Here is a 17,211-nt window from a genome sequence, read left to right as displayed (position 1 = left end):
CACCGAACACAGAATGAAGACACAGACAAAGCCCACCGCCACCCTGCTCGCCGGCGCCTTGCTCGGCCCCTTGCTCGCCGCCCTGCTCTGCCCCGCCGCGGCCTGGTCGCAGCAAGCGGCCGGCCCCGACGGCCTCAAGCCCGACGCCATGAACCTCTACGGCGGGCGCTGGTCCACCGCCTGCGCCGACGCCGGCGCACCCACCCTGCAGGTGCGCCAGGACATGCTGATCGCCGAAAGCGGCAAGCGCCGCGTGGTCGGCCGCGCGCCGCAAACGGCCTACAGCTTCTTCGGCAACAGCCCGCCGCCCGCGGGTTTCGACGTGGCGCTGATAGGCGATGCCGGCAAGGCCGGCGCGATGACCTTCCTGGTCTACCGCGACGGGCGCGGCCAGTCGATCACGCTGGACGCCGACAAGCCCATCGCCGGGCAGCTCGGCCCCGAGATGATGAAGCTGCGCTACTGGCGCTGCGACGGCGCCGCCCGCGCCGCGCCACCACCTGCCGAGGCACCGGCCGCCAAGGTGCCGCCGCCGCCCACCGGCAGCCCCGCCGCGCTGGCCCAGGGCCCCGCCATGCAGAAGGCCTGGCGCACCGCGCTGGGCCCGCGCGAGAACGACCGCTGGCTGGTGCGCCGCGAAGGTCCCGCGCCCGAGCCGCAGTGGGTGACGGTCGATGGCACGCGCTACCTGCTGCACGCCTTCTGCAAGCCGCACGACTGCTACGACAACAACGCCATCGCCCTGTACGACCAGGGCTCGGGCCGCATCTACGGGCTGGTGCAGCGCGACGGGCGCAACCGGCTGGTCGGCGCGCCGCCGGCCGCGCTGGCGCCCCAGCTCGACAAGCTCTGGCGCGAGCAGTGGCGCAAGAAAAGTTAAAGGCAGAGCTAGAGCTAAAGGCGCCGAGCACCGCCGTGCGTGAAACCGGCCGCGCGCTCAGCGCAGCTTGAACATGCTCACCGCGTCCACCAGCCCCGCCGCCTGATCGTTCATCGACTGCGCCGCGGCCGAGGCCTGCTCCACCAGCGCCGCGTTCTGCTGCGTGGTGCGGTCCATCTGCTTGATGGCGTCGTTCACCTGCTCGATGCCGGTGGACTGCTCCTGGCTGGCCGAGGTGATCTCGGCCATGATGTCCGTCACCCGCCGCACGCTGCCCATGATTTCCTCCATGGTCTTGCCGGCCTCGTTGACCAGCGCGCTGCCCGCGTGCACCTCGCTCACCGAGTCGCCGATGAGCGTCTTGATTTCCTTGGCCGCCGCCGCCGAGCGCTGCGCCAGGTTGCGCACCTCCGAGGCCACCACGGCAAAGCCGCGCCCCTGCTCGCCGGCGCGGGCCGCTTCCACCGCGGCATTCAGCGCGAGGATGTTGGTCTGGAAGGAAATGCCGTCGATCACGCCGATGATTTCCACCACCTTGCGCGACGACGCGTTGATCGACGCCATTTTCTCCACCACCTGCTCCACCACCGCGCCGCCGCGCGAAGCCACCTGCGAGGCCGAGTCGGCCAGCTGGTTGGCCAGGCGGGCGTTGTCGGCGTTCTGCTTCACGGTGGAGGTCAGCTCCTGCATGGAGGCGGCCGTCTGCTCCAGCGAGCTGGCCTGCTCCTCGGTGCGCGAAGACAGGTCGCGGTTGCCCGTGGCGATCTGGCCGGAGGCCGTGGCGATCGAGTCGGTGCCCGCGCGCACCTGCCCCACCACCTTGGCCAGCTCGTCGTTCATGGAGCGCAGCGCGTTCATCAGCATGCCCGACTCCGAGCGGTCGGCCACCTCGATGCGCGCCGTGAGGTCGCCCGAGGCCACCTGCTGCGCCACCGTCACCGCCTGCCCCAGCGGCAGGGTGATCGAGCGCGTCATGCGAAACGCCAGCAGCAGCCCGCCCACCAGCGACGCGCCGCTGATCGACAGGATGATCCACTTCGCCCGCTGGTAGGCCGCCTGGGCCGAGGCCGCGCTCTCGTCGGCGCTTTTCTTCAGCACCTGCTGAAACGCCGACACATGCGCCAGCACCTGGTTGAGCAGCGGCATGCATTCCTGCGTGAGCACCTTCACCGCCGCCTCGGTCTGGTTGGAGGTGGCCAGCGTCAGCACCTTGGTGGCAATGGGCAGGTACAGCGCCTCCAGCGCGCGCAGCTTCTCCAGCATCTGGCGCTCCTCGGCGCTGGCCGAGGCCGGGTCGGCCATGACGGTGCCCAGCGCCTGCAGGCCGGCGTCGATCTCGCGCTGCGAGCGCGACACCAGCTCGACGTCGCCCTTCTGCGCCGCGGCGTCCGTCACCAGCGCGAGGTTGCGCGCCGCGATGGCCCGCTTGCCGATGGCCGACTGCACGTTGTTCAGCTGGTCGAGCTTGCGCGCCCCGACCTCGGTCGCGAACGCGATGCGGTCCGACAGGTTGGCCATCTCGTGCAGGCCGATGCCCGCGATGACCAGTTGCAACAACAGCAACAGCGCAAAACCCAGTCCGAGGCGGGCACCGATTTTGAGATTCGAGAGATCGAACATATGCAGGGCTCCATGGTGGTTCATCACCTCATCGGCGCCCTTTGTGCGCACCACCCCGCCCTTGAAGGGTGGGGTGGGCAAACCCTCAAATATGGGATACATCTTGCCGGCTGGATGACTGAGAATGCCCGGCAAATGCAACCAGCCCCATTTGCAGGTTCAGCCGCAAGTTCACACGCAGGTGCGCACGCCGGCTCGCTCCCTGGCTCGCCGGCAGTGTCGGCCGGCACGCCCGCGCTGCGCACCCGGAGCCGCCGGCTGCTGGTTCGCCAGGCGCTGCTCCAGCGGCTTTCTCCGGTGCCCGGGCGGCGCTGCATCGTGCTGCGCGCGCCGGCCGGGTTCGGCAAGAGCTCGCTGCTGCTCACCTGGCAGCGCGAGCTGGTGGCCGAGGGCATCGACATCGCCTGGGTGCGGCTGGCCGAGCTTGCCGAGCTGACGGTCAACGGCGAAGGCGACCTGCACTTCATGACCGCGCTGATGGGCGCGCTGGCCGCCGTGGACGCCGCCATCGCGCGCCACGCCGTGGCGCACGCCCAGCCCGACGCCGACGCCATCGAGCGGCTGGTCATCGCCCTGGTGCGCGGCATTGCCGCCCATGGCCGGCAGATCGTGCTGGTGGTGGACGACGTGCACAGCGCGCAAAGCGAAAACGTGCACATCGCCCTGCAGCTTCTGGTCGCGTACGCGCCCCCCAACCTGCTGTGCGTGTTAGCCAGCCGCAACAGCCTGCCCATGACGCTGGCGCCCGCCCCGGGCGCGGGCACCGTGCTGACGCTGGAAAGCGACGACCTGCGCTTCAGCCTGCAGGAGTCGGTCGACTACCTGCGCATGCGGCTGCCCGACCTGGACGAGCGCAGCGCCGCCGCCCTGCACCGTCTGGCCGACGGGTGGCCGGCGCTGCTGCGGCTGGCCAGCGCCGACCTGCGCCGGCGGCGCGGCGCACGGCCGCTGCCGCCCGAAGGCGTGCCCGACCTGGCGCCCTTTGCCGCGTACTTCGGCGCCCACGTGTTCCCGCGGCTCTCCGTCACGCAATTGCGTTTGCTCACGCTGTGCGCGGCGCCCACCCGCTTCAGCGCCGCGCTGTGCGCCGAGCTGGCCGGCACGGGCTACAGCGCGGCCCAGTGCGCGGAGCTGCTCGTGCCCGCGGCGCGCGAGGGCCTACTGCGTGGGGTGACCCCAGGTGCCACGGGCGCCCCAGGTGCTATGGACGCAACGGGCGACCCAGCCGAACCGGGTAGCCCCGTCGGTGCACCGCAGGCCCCGGCCGACGAACGCTGGTGGCAGCTGCACCCGCTGCTGCGCCGCGTGCTGCTGGCGCGCCTGGCATCGTGGCCCGAGGCCGAGCGGCAGAAGCTGCACGCCAAGGCCTGGCCGTCGCTGGCATTGCGCGGCATGCACCACCAGGCCGTGCGCCACGCGCTCGCCGCCCACGACCACGCGGCCGCGGCCCGGCTGGCCGAGCGCGGCGCGGTGGCGCTGTTCGTGCAGGGCAAGCTCATCGAGGCCATCGCCCTGGTGCGCCAGCTCGACCCGGCCACGCTGGGCGACAACCCCAACCTGCGCCTGTGGGCCGCCTGGGTCGAGCTGGCCGACTACCGGCTCGACGACTGCGCCCGCAGCATTGCCGCCCTGCGCGCCGAGCCGGGCGGCATCGAGCCCGCCATGCGCTACCGGCTGACCCTGCTGGAATGCCTGCTCGCCATTCGGCGCGACGACAGCGACGCGCTGCAGCAACTGCTATCGCAGCTTCTGGCGCCACCGGCAGCGGCGGACGATTTCGCGCGGGCCGGGCGGCGCAACGTGCTCACCTGGCTGCACCTGCGCAACGGCGAGTTCGAGCGCGCCCGGCAGATCCAGCGCGACGAGCCGCTGGCCATGATCGGCGCCGAACCCGTGGTCGAGACCCTGTTCGGCTCGCTGGTGGGCCAGTGCCTGGTCGGGCTGTCGTATGCGGCCGAGGGCCAGGTGCACGGCGCGGAGCGCATCTACCGCAACGTGCTGCGCGAGATGCACGAGCGCGGCACCCGCTGCACCGAGGTGCGCCGGCTCACGGCGCAGCTGCTGGCCGAGGTGCTGTACGAGCGGCACGGCCCGCTGGTGGCCGCGCGCTCCATCGAGGAGCAGCCGGGCACGCAGAGCGGCCTGATTCCCGACACCACGCTGCGCATGATCCTGGTGGCGAACCGCGCGCTGCAGGCCGCCGGCCGGTGGCGCGAGGCGCTGGAGCACCTGGCGCAGGCGGCCGCCTTCCTGCAGCGCCAGGGCATCGACCGGGGGCTGGCCTGCGTGCTGCTGGAGCAGTTGCAGGTGCAGCTGACGCGCAACGACGCCGATGCCGCACGCGCCACCCTGCAGGACCTGGAGGCGTTGCACGCGCTGCACCCCGACGTGGAATCGGGCGCGCTGCGGCAGGTGGCCGATTCAATGGCGCAGGCGCGCATCCGGCTGGCCATGCACGACAACCAGCCCGCCCAGTTGCCGTTGCTGCTGTCGCACATCGAGGCCCTGGCGCTGCGCTACCGGCAGCGCGGACAGGTGGGGCTGGGTGTCGCGCTGCAGTTGCAGGCAGCCGAAATCGAACGCCGGCTCGGGCGCACCGAGGCCTCGGGCGCGCGGGTGCGCGCCGCGCTTCGGTTGGGCCACCGGCTGGGGCTGATGCAGACGCTGCTGGGCGCGCACGACAACGCCCTGGCATTGATCCAGGCCGCGCGCGCGGTGCCCAACCTCGACCCGGTGCTGGTGTTCTTCGCCGAGCGCATCGAGGCGCTGGCCAGGCCGCCGCAGCCGCGCGACGAGCACGCCGGCCAGCGCGCCTCGGCGATTTCGCGCGACGACCGCGGCCTGGTGCGCCTGCTCACGCTGCGCGAGGCCGAGGTGGTCGAGCTGCTGGTGCAGGCCATGCCCAACAAGAAGATCGCGCTCACGCTCGGCCTGTCGCTGGACACGGTCAAGTGGCACCTGAAGAACATCTACCTGAAGCTGGACGCGCACGGCCGCGACGCCGTGGCCAAGCGCCTGCGGATGGAGCGCGAAGGCAAGTAGCGAGCGGCGGCCGGCGACACGTGCGCCGCGGCCCGCCCTGCTCAGGCTTGTTCAGCCGGGCGAACGCTCGAAAGTCAGCCAGCCCCCGAAGGCCAGCTCGCCCACGGGCCAGTCCGCCGCGGTCTGCACGCAGCGCATGCCGCGCTGCAGGAGCGTCACCGCGCGCAGCACGCCGGCATGCGTGACCCACAGCGCATCGCCCTCGCCGGCTTGCCATTCGTCATGCGCAGCGGCCACGCGCTGCATGAAGCCGCGCACGCTCTCGCCGTGCGCGCCGGCGGGCGCATCGGCGAAATCGGCCGTCCACGCCTCGAAGTCCTCGCGCGGAATGTCGGCCCAGGGCCGGCCTTCCCAGGCGCCGAAATCCATCTCGGCCAGGCGGGCGTCGTGCCGCACCTGCAGGTCGGGCCGCAACGCGACGATGGCGTCGGCCAGTTCCGCGCACCGCCGCAGCGGCGAGCTGAGCAGGACAAGGCCGGCCGGCAGCAGCGGCGCGATGCGCTGCGCCGCGTCGCGCGTGCCCTGCGCGTGCGCCTGCAGGTTGGTGGCGCCGTAGCACAGGCCGGGTTCGGCGACCACCGGTGCGTGGCGCTGGAGCCAGAGCGTCCTGCGGGCGGTGTTCATACCAGGCGCGGTCATGCGTGTGCCTGCCAGGCCAGCGCGAGGTAGATCGCCAGCTCGCACACCTGCTGGGTCGCGCCCAGGCCGTCGCCGGTAAAGCCCTGCAGGCGCCGCAGGAAGAGCCGCGCCATCCACAGCGCCGCGAGCGCCGCCGCCGCCAGCGCCGCGAGCACGTGCGCCGCGTCGTGTGCCTGCAGCAGCAGCACCACGGCCGGCACCGCCCACACGAAGGCGATGGCCAGGGCGCCGCGGCTGATGGCGTCGGCCAGCGGCTTCGCCTTGCTGGCGCCGCTGTCGCCCACATAGGGCAGCCAGCGAATCAGGAACAGCGGCATCAGCCGCGACAGCACATGCGCGCCGACGATGGCCAGCGCCGCCGCCTGCAGCCCGCGCGCGGCCAGCGCGGCGAGCAGCGCAAACTTCAGGCCCAGCGCCAGCACCAGCGCCACCGCGCCGAAGGCGCCGATGCGCGAGTCCTTCATGATCTCCAGCGCCCGCTCGCGCTGGGCGGAGCCGCCCAGCCCGTCGGCCACGTCGGCCAGCCCGTCTTCATGGAAGGCGCCGGTCAGCATCACCGTGGCGATGGTGCTCAGCACCGCGGCAACCAGCGCGCCCGCCACGCCCGGCAGGCCCATGCCGACGCCCGTGAACACCAATGCGGCCACCGCCCCCACCAGCCAGCCGATGCCCGGCAGGTGCGCCGCGCTGGCGCGCAGCATCTGCGGGCTGAAGCCGACCCACGCCGCGAGCGGCCCGGTGACCGGCACGCGCGTGAAGAACTGCAGCGCCAGGAGAAAGTGTCGAACGCCGTTCATTCGTGGCGTCCCTGGATTTCCGGGGACCTGACCTCAGGCATCCTTGCGCGACACGCCGGCCGCCTCGAAGCTCGCCATCTCGCGCAGGATGCGGCAGGCCGACTCCAGCAGCGGCCACGCCAGCGCGCCGCCCGAGCCCTCGCCCAGGCGCAGCTCCAGGTTCAGCAGCGGGTCCAGCCCCAGGCGCGCCAGCAGCAGCACATGCCCCGGCTCGGCCGAGCAGTGCGCGGCCACGCAGCGCTGCACCACCATCGGCTGCAGCGCCTGCGCCACCAGCACGGCCGAACTGGCGATGAAGCCGTCGACCACGATCACGCGGCGCTCCTCGGCCGCCTGCAGCACGGCGCCCACCAGCGTGGCGATCTCGAACCCGCCGAAGGCGGCCAGCGCCTCCAGCGGCGCCGCCGCCGCCGCCGCCGCGTGCAGCGCCAGCACCTCGCCGAGCACCTCGCGCTTGCGCGCCAGGCCCGCGGCGTCCAGCCCGGTGCCGATGCCGATGCAGTCGTCCAGGTGCAGCGCGCCCAGCCGCGCCAGCAGCAGCGCCGCCGACGAGCTGTTGCCGATGCCCATCTCGCCCAGCAGCAGCGCGTTGCCCGGCAGCGCGCGCACCACCTCGCGGCCGTTGGAGATGGCCTGGGCGCATTGCGCCGCCGTCATGGCCGGGCCGGTGGACGCGTCGGCCGTGCCCGCGGCGATGCGGCGCGACACCAGCCCGGGGCGCGGCTGGAAGTCGCGCCGTACGCCGCAGTCGACCACCGTGAGCGCCAGGCCGTGCTGGCGCGCGAGCACGCTCACGGCGGCACCGCCGGCCAGGAAGTTCTCCACCATCTGCCAGGTCACGTCGCTCGGATACGCCGACACGCCGCGCGCCGCCAACCCGTGGTCGCCCGCGCACACCAGCATCTGCGGCGCCTCGAGCACCGGCTGCTCGCTGCCCAGGATGGCGCCGATGCGCAGCGCCAGCGCCTCGAGCCGGCCGAGCGCGCCCAGCGGCTTGGTCTTGTTGTCGAGCACGTGCTGGAGCCGGGCGACGAGTGGCGCGTCGTACAGGTCGGCGATGGTCGGAATGGCGGGAATGGCGGGAATGGCAGGAGTGGAAAAGGAGGAATCGTTCATGCAATCAGTCCGGCGAGCACGCCGGCGTCGAAGTGGGTGTCGATGAAGTCGGCCAGGCCGTCGAAGGTGGCGTCCAGCGTGGGCGTGGCGGCACCGAACAGCGCGTGCAGCGCGCCCGGGTCTTCGAACAGGCCGTGCAGGTAGATGCCCAGCACGTTGCCGCGCGCGTTCTGCCAGGCCAGCCCGTCGGGCATCACGGCCTGGCCGTCTTGCGCCATCTGCGGGTGCTCGGCGGTCTGGCCGTGATGGATCTCGTAGCCGGCGACGGTGACGCCGGAGAGCGCGCCCCAGGCGCCGCTCTGTTCGCCGTTCAGCTCCCCGCCCAGTTTGTCGAAGCGCGCCGTGCGGTGTCGCACCGTTTTCTCGCGCGCGAACACCGTCACCAGCGGCAGCAGGCCGAGCCCCGGCGCGTTGCCGTCGATGCCGTGCGGGTCGACCAGCGCCTCGCCCAGCATCTGCAGCCCGCCGCAGATGCCCAGCACCGCGCCGCCGCGTTCGGCGTGCGCGGCCACGGCACGGTCCAGCCCCTGCGCGCGAAGCCAGGCCAGGTCGCCGCTGGTGTGCTTGGAGCCGGGCAGCACGATCCAGTCGGCCGCGGCCACGTCCGCCGGCGCGCGCGCCCAGACCAGGCGCACGCCCGGCACGTTCTTCAGCGCCTGGAACTCGTCGAGGTTGCTGATGCGCGGGTACGCCACCACGGCAACGGTGCAAGACACGGCACCGCTGCTGCGGCTGCGGTCGTCGAACACGCCGTCTTCTTCGGGCAGGCCGTGCTGCCACCACATGGGCAGCGTGGCCACGGTGGGCACGCCGGTCAGCGCCTGCAGTTGCTGCGGCGCCGGGGCCAGCAGCGAAGCGTCGCCGCGGAACTTGTTGAGCACGAAGCCGCGCAGCAGCGCGCGGTCGGCTTCGGGCAGCAGCGCCCAGGTGCCGTACAGGTGGGCAAAGGCGCCACCGCGGTCGATGTCGGTCGCCAGCAGGCAGCGCGCCTGCGCATGCCGGGCGATGCGCATGTTGACGATGTCGCTGGCCATCAGGTTGATTTCGGCCGGCGAACCGGCCCCTTCGATGACGACCACGTCGTTCTCGGCGCGCAGCTCGTCCAGCGCCTGCGCAATCTGCGGCCATACGCGCTCGCTGCGCCCGCGCCAGGGCAAGGCCGAGAGTTCTTCGCTGACCTGCCCCATCAGCACCACCTGGCTGTGGGTGTCGCGCTCGGGCTTGAGCAGCAGCGGGTTCATGCGCACGTCGGGCACGGCGTGGGCGGCCAGGGCCTGGAAGTACTGGGCGCTGCCGATTTCGCCGCCGCCCACCACGCGGGCGTTGTTGCTCATGTTCTGCGCCTTGAAAGGCGCCACTTTCAGGCCGCGCCGCGCATACCAGCGGCACAGCGCGGTGGCCAGCCAGCTCTTGCCGGCCCCGCTGGTGGTGCCGAGCACCATGACGCACAGCGCCGGCCCGTTTTTCGCCTTTGAACTCATCGGCGGATTGTCGTTGAGGCCGATTCCTGACGATGGATACCGACGAAATGCGACATTTTTCACACCTGACGCATTGCAAATGCAGTCGATGAATCCAAAAGTACCTGTTGTTGCGTAGACAGGGCATCACACACAACGCATTGCACCCAGGGACCCATGCCAGCTTTGAACGATTTGGCTCTTGCCGTCGAAGAACGTGAACCCGGCCAGTTTTTCTGGACGCTGCTCGAAGCCCACCACGGCGGCGACTCGTCGGAAACGCTCGACTACCGCGTGTACCGCACCGCCACCAAGCCCCAGGCCAGCTACTCGAACGCGCTGGCCATGGGCGTGTCGGAACTGCAAAAAATAAGCGCCGCCGCAGGCCCAGCCTCTCACGGCTGAACCCACGGCGGCGCAAAGACCGCCTTCTCTGGCGTTCAGGCTTTCAAACTTTTCCTTGATTCCTTCGCTTCTTCCCTAGCCGGCCACGGACCACAGACCGCTCAGCGCGCGGCCACGGTCTGCGCGGGCGCGTCCCAGCCCCCGCCGATGGCGCGGATCAGCCCCACGGCCGCCTGGTACTGCGCCGACTTCACCTGCAGCGCCTGGCGGCGGTTGCGCAGCTCGCTGCGGCGCGCGTCCAGCAGGTCGAGCTGGCTGATGTAGCCGTTGCGGTAGCGCGTGTCCGACAGGCTGGTGGCGCGCTGCGCCGACGTGACCGCCTGCGCCTGCACCACCGACTGCTCCTGCAGGATGCGGATGGACGACAGCTGGTCTTCCACTTCCTGGAACGCGGTGAGCACCTGCGTGCGGTAGCTGGCCAGCGCGCCGTCGAGCTGCGCATTGGCGCCCTGCACGCTGGCCTCGCGGCGCCCGCCGTCGAAGATGGGCAGCGACAGCAGCGCGCCCACGCCCCACGAGCGGGCCGACCACTTGAAGAGGTCGCCGATTTCGGGCGAGGCGTAGCCGGCCGCGCCGGTCAGCGAAATGTCCGGAAACCACGCGGTCTGCGCCACGCCCACGCGGGCCTGCGCGGCCATCACCGCGCTCTGCGCGGCCGACACGTCGGGCCGGCGCGTGAGCACGGTGCCGGGCACGCCGGGCGGAATCGACGGCAGGGCCGTCGACCATTCGTCGCTGCGCAGCGCGAAGCTGGAGGCCGAATCGCCCACCAGCACGGCGAGCGCATGTTCGACCTGGGCGCGCTGGCGGTCGAGCGCCAGTGCGTCGGACTCGGTCGACGACACCTCGGTCTGCACGCGCGCCACGTCGAGCTCGGCGATGTCGCCGGCCTGCTCGCGGCGCTGCGACAGGCGCAGGGTGTCGCGGTAGGCCTCGACCTGCTCGCGCACCAGGGCGCGCTCGGCGTCCAGCGCGCGCAGCTGCAGGTAGGTTTGCGCCACCTCGGCCTGCACCGCCAGGCGCGTGCTCTGCAGCAGCGCCTCGCGGCCGGCCGCGTCGAGCTGGGCCGCGTTGCTGGCGCCCGACAGCCGGCCGAACAGGTCGACCTCGTACGAGAAGGTGGCGCCGATGTTGGTGATCGTCGCCGGCCGGGTGCTGGCCGTGGCCTTGTCCAGGCCCGCGCCGCGGTTGGCGCCGGCCCCCAGGCCTATCTGCGGCAGGCGGTCGGCATTGGCGCTGCGCGCCAGCGCGCGGGCCTCGGCCAGCCGCGCGGCCGCGGCCTGGATGTTGTTGTTGTTCACGTCGGCCTTCTCGACCAGCGCATTCAGCGCCGGGTCGTTGAAGGCCAGCCACCAGGCGCCGCGGGCCTTGGCCTCGGCGGGCAGGGCCCGCGTGAAGCCGGCCGGCGGCGTGGCGCCCTGTTCCTTGAACTGCGCCGTGGTCGTGATTTCGGGCACGCCCGAAGGCACGGTGGCACAGCCGGCCAGCACCAGGGCGGCCATCAGCGGCAGCAAAGCCGTGCGGAGCGGTCTCACCAGAGGTTGTACTGAGAATTTCATGATCAGCTTTCTCTTTCTTGTCGATCAGGCGTCATGCGAGGGGCGCGGCGACGCGGGCACCGGGTGCAGCCCGCCACCACCCGAACCACCGTGCGGGCCTTGCGATGCAGGCGCCGCCGGATGCTCCGCCGACACGAACTCGTCGCCATGCGGCACTTCGCCATGCAGCTTCAGCGGCTTGTTGCCCGCCAGGCGGCGCAGCAGCACATAGAACACCGGCGTCAGGAACAGGCCGAAGGCCGTCACGCCGATCATTCCGGCGAACACCGCCACGCCCATGGCCTTGCGCATTTCCGAGCCGGCGCCGGTCGACAGCACCAGGGGCAGCACACCCATCACGAAGGCCAGCGAGGTCATCAGGATCGGGCGCAGGCGCAGGCGGCTGGCCTCGATGGCGGCTTGCACCGGCGTTCGCCCGGCAAACTCCAGCTCCCGTGCGAACTCCACGATCAGGATCGCGTTCTTCGCACTCAGCCCCACCAGCACGATCAGCCCGATCTGCGTGAAGACGTTGTTGTCACCCCCCGATATCCATACGCCCGCCATCGCGGCCATGATGCCCATCGGCACGATCAGGATGATGGCGATCGGCAGCGTCAGGCTCTCGTACTGCGCGGCCAGCACCAGGAACACCAGCAGGATGGCCAGCGGGAACACCAGGAAGGCGGAGTTGCCGGCCAGGATTTCCTGGTACGTCAGCTCCGTCCACTCGAAGCTCACGCCCTTGGGCAGCGTTTCGGCGGCAATCTTGGTGATCGCGTCCTGCGCCTGGCCCGAGGAATAGCCCGGTGCCGGGCCACCGTTGATGTCGGCGGCCAGGTAGCCGTTGTAGCGCATGGCGCGTTCCGGCCCGAAGGTCGAGTTGACCTTCATCAGCGCGGCCAGCGGCACCATCTCGCCCGAGGTCGAGCGCACCTTCAGCAGGCCCACGTCCTCGGCACGGGCGCGGTAAGGCGCGTCGGCCTGCACCCGCACGCTGTACGTGCGGCCGAACTTGTTGAAGTCGTTCGCATACAGGCTGCCCAGGTAGATCTGCATAGTGTCGAAGATGTCCGTCACGGGCACCCCGAGCTGCCGCGCCTTGGTGCGGTCGATGTCCGCGTACAGCTGCGGCACGTTGACCTGCCAGCTCGTGAACATGCCGGCCAGCTCGGGCGCGGCCTGCGCCTTGGCCATGAAGGCCTTCACCGCCTGGTCCATCTGGTCGTAGCCGACCGAGGCGCGGTCTTCCAGTTGCAGCTTGAAGCCGCCCGTGGTGCCCAGGCCCGCCACCGGCGGCGGCGGGAACATGACGATGAACGCGTCCTGGATGCCCGCGAAGGCACCGTTCAGCTGGCCGGCCACCGCGCCGCCGCTCTGGTCGGGGCGCTTGCGCTCGTCGAAGGGCTTGAGCGTGGCGAACACGATGCCCGAGTTGGAGCTGTTGGTGAAGCCGTTGATCGACAGGCCCGGGAACGCGATGGCGTCCTGGATGTTCGGGTTCTTCTTCATGATGTCGCCCATGCGGGTGATCACGTCTTCGGTGCGGTCCAGCGTGGCACCGTCGGGCAGTTGCGCAAAGCCGATGAGGTATTGCTTGTCCTGCGCCGGCACGAAGCCGCCGGGCACCGCCTTGAACAGGCCGAAGGTCACGGCGATGAGCGCCACGTAGATCACCAGCATCAGCGACTTGCGCGAGATGACGCTCTTCACGCCGCCGCTGTAGGCCTCAGAACCGCGATGGAACATGCGGTTGAAGCCGCGGAACAGCCAGCCGAAGGCCTTGTCCATGCCGCGCGTCAGCGCGTCCTTGGGCTGGTCGTGGCCGCGCAGCAGCAAGGCGGCGAGCGCGGGCGACAGGGTGAGCGAGTTGATGGCCGAGATCACCGTCGAGATCGCGATGGTCACCGCGAACTGGCGGTAGAACTGGCCCGTGAGGCCGCTGATGAAGGCCAGCGGCACGAACACGGCCACCAGCACCAGCGCGATGGCGATGATGGGGCCCGACACCTCGCGCATGGCGCGGTAGGTTGCCTCACGCGGCGAGAGTCCCGCCTCGATGTTGCGCTCCACGTTCTCCACCACCACGATGGCGTCGTCCACCACGATGCCGATGGCCAGCACCAGCCCGAACAGGCTCAGCGCGTTGATCGAGAAGCCCAGCACATGCAGCACCGCGAAGGTACCGATCACCGACACCGGCACGGCCAGCAGCGGAATGATGGAAGCACGCCACGTCTGCAGGAACAGGATCACCACCAGCACCACCAGCATGATGGCTTCGAGCAGCGTGTGGATCACCGACTCGATCGACGCGCGCACGAACTGCGTGGGGTCGTAGGCGATGCGGTATTCCAGGCCCTCGGGCATGTTCTTGTTGAGCTCTTCCATGGTCTTGCGCACGTTCGACGAGATGTCGAGTGCGTTCGAGCCCGGTGCCTGGAACACGCCCATGCCCACGGCCGGGTCGTTGTTCAGCAGCGAACGCAGCGAGTAGTCGGCGGCGCCCATTTCGAGGCGGCCGATGTCGCGCAGCCGGGTCACGGCGCCGTCGGTGCCGCTCTTGACGATGATGTCGCCGAATTCTTCTTCGCTCTGCAGGCGCCCTTGCGCATTGATGGAGAGCTGCATGTCCACGCCCGACAGGCCCGGAGAAGCACCCACCACGCCGGCCGCGGCCTGCACGTTCTGGCCACGGATGGCGGCCACCACGTCGCTGGCCGAGAGGCCGCGCTGCGCGACCTTCTGCGGGTCGAGCCACACGCGCATCGAGTAGTCGCCGCCGCCGAAGATCTGCACTTGGCCCACGCCTTCGATGCGCGCGAGCGGGTCCTTCACGTTCAGCACCGCGTAGTTGCGCAGGTAGTTGATGTCGTAGCGGTTGTTCGGCGAGACGAGGTGGACCACCATCGTCAGGTCCGGCGCGCTCTTCACGGTCGTGATGCCGAGCCGGCGCACTTCCTCGGGCAGGCGCGGCTCGGCTTGCGAGACGCGGTTCTGCACCAGCTGCTGCGCCTTGTCGGGGTCGGTGCCCAGGCGGAAGGTGACGGTCAGCGTGAGCACGCCGTCGGTGGTGGCCTGGCTGCCCATGTAGAGCATGCCCTCGACGCCGTTGATCTGTTCCTCGATGGGCGTGGCAACGGTCTCGGCGATCACCTTGGGGTTGGCCCCGGGGTACGTGGCGCGCACCACCACCGAGGGCGGCGCGACTTCGGGGTACTCCGAGATCGGCAGCCCGCGCAGCGCGATCAGGCCGGCTATCAGCATCAATAGCGACAGCACGCCGGCAAAGATCGGCCGGTCGATGAAGAATTTTGAGAGATTCATGTTGGTTCTCCGGCGGGCGCGAAAGCGCCCTCCTCCGAAATCAGGACTTCGCGGCCTCGGCCACGCGTTCCGGTTGTTGTTGCTTGGGGTCGGCCTTGGCGTCCATGGTCACTTGCTGCGGCGCCACCAGCGCACCCGGGCGGATGTGCTGCAGGCCGTTGACCACCACGCGGTCGCCCGCCTTCAGGCCCTTGCTCACGACGCGCAGGCCGTTGATGGAGGCGCCCAGCGCCACTTCGCGGTAGACGGCCTTGTTGTCTTCGCCCACGACCATCACGAACTTCTTGTTCTGGTCGGTGCCGATGGCGCGTTCGCTCACGAGCAGCGCCGTGTCGTTGCGCGCCTGGCCCATGCGGATGCGGGCGAACTGGCCCGGAATGAGCGCGCCGTCCTTGTTGTCGAACGAGGCACGCACGCGCACCGTGCCGCTGCGGGCGTCGACCTGGTTGTCGATGAGCTGCAGCTTGCCGGTGAAGGGCGTGCCCTCGAGGCCGGCGGTGCCCATCTGCACGGGAATGGTGTCGATCAGGCCGCGGGCGCTGGAGCCGCTCGGCAGGTCTTTCAGGGCACGGGTGATGACCTGCTCGTCGGCGTCGAAGCTCGCGTAGATCGGGCTCACCGACACCAGCGTGGTCAGCACCGGGGCGCCCGGACCGGCCGCCACCAGGTTGCCCACCGTGACCTCGATCTTGCCGATGCGGCCCGACACCGGGGCGCGAACCTGGGTGTAGCCCAGGCTCAGGCGCGCCGTTTGCAGCTGGGCCTGCGCCGCGCGCAGGTTGGCGTTGGCCTCGCTGCCGGCGTTCACGCGCTCGTCGTACTCACGCTGGGCAATGGCCTTGTCGTCCCACAGGCGCTTGGCGCGCTCCTGCTCGCTGCGGCTGAACGACTGGCGGGCCTGGGCGGAGGCCACCTGTGCTTCAGCGCGCTCGACCTCGGCCGCGTAGGGCGCGGGGTCGATGGTGACCAGCAGGTCGCCCTGCTTCACCAGCGCGCCTTCACGGAAGTGCACCGACTGCACGGCGCCCGCCACGCGGGAACGCACATCGACGCGCTCCACGGCTTCGAGCCGGCCCGAGAACTCGTCCCAGGCGTTGATTTCGCTCGAGGCCACGGTGGCCACCGACACGGGCGTGGCCTGCGGCGCCGCCGGTGCGCCGGTGGCTTCGGCCTTGAAACTGTGCATGCCCAGCACGGCGGCGGCCACGGCCAGCACCGCGGTCAGGCCGGTCACGGCGGGCCACAGCGCCTTGGGGGCGGTGGAAGACAGCTTTTTTTCGTTGTTCGACATGATGTTTCGTCCTTCTCGATGACTTTTGGGATGCAACAGGCCAGCCCGGCGCTTTTCGGCACCAGGAGGCGAAATTCAGGAAAAAAAGGGCCCTCGCACGCTGCCGCGCTGGCAGCGTGTCGATCAGGCAGCCGGGGCGGGCCGGGTGTTAACTGGGGTGGTTGGGGGCCGTGCGCGAAGCAGCGGCCGATGGCTTGGCAGCGGCCGATGCCGTGGTGCTCGACGCCGCCTGTGGCGAGGTGGCGCTGAAGAACTCACGGAAGTGCCGCTGCACCGTGGCCTCACAGGCCACGCAAGCCGTGTTCTCGGTGTCGTACAGCGCCTTGGGCCAGTTCGAGGCGCTGGGCAGCACGCTGCTCGTCACGTCGATGCCGGCGCCGCGCAGGCGGTTGGCGAAGGCCATGGCCTCGTCGTGCATCGCGTCGTCCGCGCCCACCAGCACCAGGGCCGGTGCCAGCGCCGCCAGCCGCAGCGAACCGCTGGGCACCGCGTAGGGGTGCGTGGCGTTCGAGGGGCAGCTCAGGTACTTTTCCCAGCCGCTGGCCCAACGGCACTCGGGCGCGTCGTTGGTGGCCTTGCGCAGCGAGGCGGTGCCGGCGCACGGGTCGAGCATGGGCGACAGCAGGATCTGCCCGGCGATGGGCGGATGGGCCCGGTCACGGGCAATCAGCGCCACCGCGGCGGCCAGGTTGCCGCCGGCTTCCTCGCCGGCCAGGTACACCTGGGTGCCCTTGCCGCCGAGCTTGGTGCGTTGCTTGTAGAGCCATTCGAGGGCGGCGTAGCCCACCTCGATGGGTTCGGGGAACGGCACCAGCGGGTAGGCCAGCGAAACCACCACCGCGCCCGCGCCCGACAGCAGCCGGGCCACGTTGCGCCCGTTGTCCAGGCCGCCGCACGTGAAGGTGCCGCCATGGAAATGCAGCACCAGCGGCACCACCTCGCCCTTGGCCCGCTGCCCGTACACACGGGCGGCGACCGGCTCGCGGCCGGGCAGCTCGATCGAAAGATCGGCTTCCACGCCTTGCGTGGCGGCGCGGACGGCAGCTTCGGCAGAAAGGGACGATGGAGCGGGTGACATGGGCGACCTCTGGGGAAT

General features: G+C 70.7%; 12 protein-coding genes. 3 read left to right on the top strand and 9 right to left on the bottom strand.

Going from position 1 to position 17,211, the window contains the following annotated elements; translation table 11 throughout:
• The first annotated feature begins 13 nt into the window (after nt 1-13).
• Nucleotides 14-880: an Ivy family c-type lysozyme inhibitor gene (locus QTI51_RS06895; protein ID WP_116908888.1), complete on the top strand. Its 867-nt coding sequence runs from the start codon at nt 14-16 to the stop codon at nt 878-880.
• Nucleotides 881-937: 57 nt separating this feature from the next.
• Here the strand turns inward: QTI51_RS06895 and QTI51_RS06890 are convergent, their stop codons facing one another.
• Nucleotides 938-2,500, bottom strand: a complete 1,563-nt coding sequence (locus QTI51_RS06890; RefSeq protein ID WP_116908887.1) for a methyl-accepting chemotaxis protein — start codon at nt 2,498-2,500, stop codon at nt 938-940.
• A 216-nt stretch (nt 2,501-2,716) separates the two neighbouring features.
• Between QTI51_RS06890 and QTI51_RS06885 the strand changes: the two genes are divergently transcribed.
• Nucleotides 2,717-5,542, top strand: coding sequence for a LuxR C-terminal-related transcriptional regulator (locus tag QTI51_RS06885; protein ID WP_165840302.1), 2,826 nt, complete (start codon nt 2,717-2,719; stop codon nt 5,540-5,542).
• 51 nt (nt 5,543-5,593) lie between these two features.
• On the opposite strand, the gene QTI51_RS06880 is transcribed toward QTI51_RS06885, so the two are convergent.
• From QTI51_RS06880 to QTI51_RS06865, 4 genes are read right to left on the bottom strand one after another with little or no spacing between them, the layout of a single operon-like run.
• Nucleotides 5,594-6,181 carry a histidine phosphatase family protein gene (locus tag QTI51_RS06880; protein WP_286512261.1) on the bottom strand — a complete coding sequence of 196 codons (588 nt, stop codon included), beginning with the start codon at nt 6,179-6,181 and terminating at the stop codon, nt 5,594-5,596.
• Nucleotides 6,178-6,978 carry an adenosylcobinamide-GDP ribazoletransferase gene (gene cobS, locus QTI51_RS06875; RefSeq protein ID WP_116908884.1) on the bottom strand — a complete coding sequence of 267 codons (801 nt, stop codon included), beginning with the start codon at nt 6,976-6,978 and terminating at the stop codon, nt 6,178-6,180. Before cobS ends, QTI51_RS06880 begins: the two co-directional genes overlap by 4 nt.
• Nucleotides 6,979-7,011: 33 nt before the next feature.
• Complete coding sequence (cobT, locus tag QTI51_RS06870; RefSeq protein ID WP_116908883.1) at nt 7,012-8,094, bottom strand: nicotinate-nucleotide--dimethylbenzimidazole phosphoribosyltransferase; 1,083 nt, start codon at nt 8,092-8,094, stop codon at nt 7,012-7,014.
• Complete coding sequence (locus QTI51_RS06865) at nt 8,091-9,575, bottom strand: cobyric acid synthase (RefSeq protein ID WP_116908882.1); 1,485 nt, start codon at nt 9,573-9,575, stop codon at nt 8,091-8,093. The genes cobT and QTI51_RS06865 overlap by 4 nt, the downstream gene beginning before the upstream one ends.
• Before the next feature lie 156 nt (nt 9,576-9,731).
• Here QTI51_RS06865 and QTI51_RS06860 point away from each other — a divergent pair, with 156 nt between their 5' ends.
• Nucleotides 9,732-9,959 carry a hypothetical protein gene (locus tag QTI51_RS06860; protein ID WP_116908881.1) on the top strand — a complete coding sequence of 76 codons (228 nt, stop codon included), beginning with the start codon at nt 9,732-9,734 and terminating at the stop codon, nt 9,957-9,959.
• Nucleotides 9,960-10,060: 101 nt separating this feature from the next.
• Here QTI51_RS06860 and QTI51_RS06855 read toward each other — a convergent pair whose 3' ends face one another.
• The 4 genes from QTI51_RS06855 to QTI51_RS06840 form a co-directional block, all read right to left on the bottom strand.
• Nucleotides 10,061-11,518: an efflux transporter outer membrane subunit gene (locus QTI51_RS06855; protein WP_286512266.1), complete on the bottom strand. Its 1,458-nt coding sequence runs from the start codon at nt 11,516-11,518 to the stop codon at nt 10,061-10,063.
• A 24-nt stretch (nt 11,519-11,542) separates the two neighbouring features.
• Nucleotides 11,543-14,824, bottom strand: coding sequence for an efflux RND transporter permease subunit (locus QTI51_RS06850; protein WP_116908879.1), 3,282 nt, complete (start codon nt 14,822-14,824; stop codon nt 11,543-11,545).
• 40 nt (nt 14,825-14,864) lie between these two features.
• Nucleotides 14,865-16,115 carry an efflux RND transporter periplasmic adaptor subunit gene (locus QTI51_RS06845; RefSeq protein ID WP_116908878.1) on the bottom strand — a complete coding sequence of 417 codons (1,251 nt, stop codon included), beginning with the start codon at nt 16,113-16,115 and terminating at the stop codon, nt 14,865-14,867.
• A gap of 148 nt (nt 16,116-16,263) precedes the next feature.
• Entirely contained in the window at nt 16,264-17,193 is a 930-nt protein-coding gene (locus QTI51_RS06840) for an alpha/beta hydrolase fold domain-containing protein (RefSeq protein WP_286512271.1), read from the bottom strand.
• Nucleotides 17,194-17,211: the final 18 nt, after the last annotated feature.

The sequence above is a fragment of the Variovorax sp. J22G73 genome (assembly GCF_030317035.1).
GTDB lineage: Bacteria > Pseudomonadota > Gammaproteobacteria > Burkholderiales > Burkholderiaceae_C > Variovorax.
This window is presented reverse-complemented; position numbering and strand designations above follow the sequence as displayed.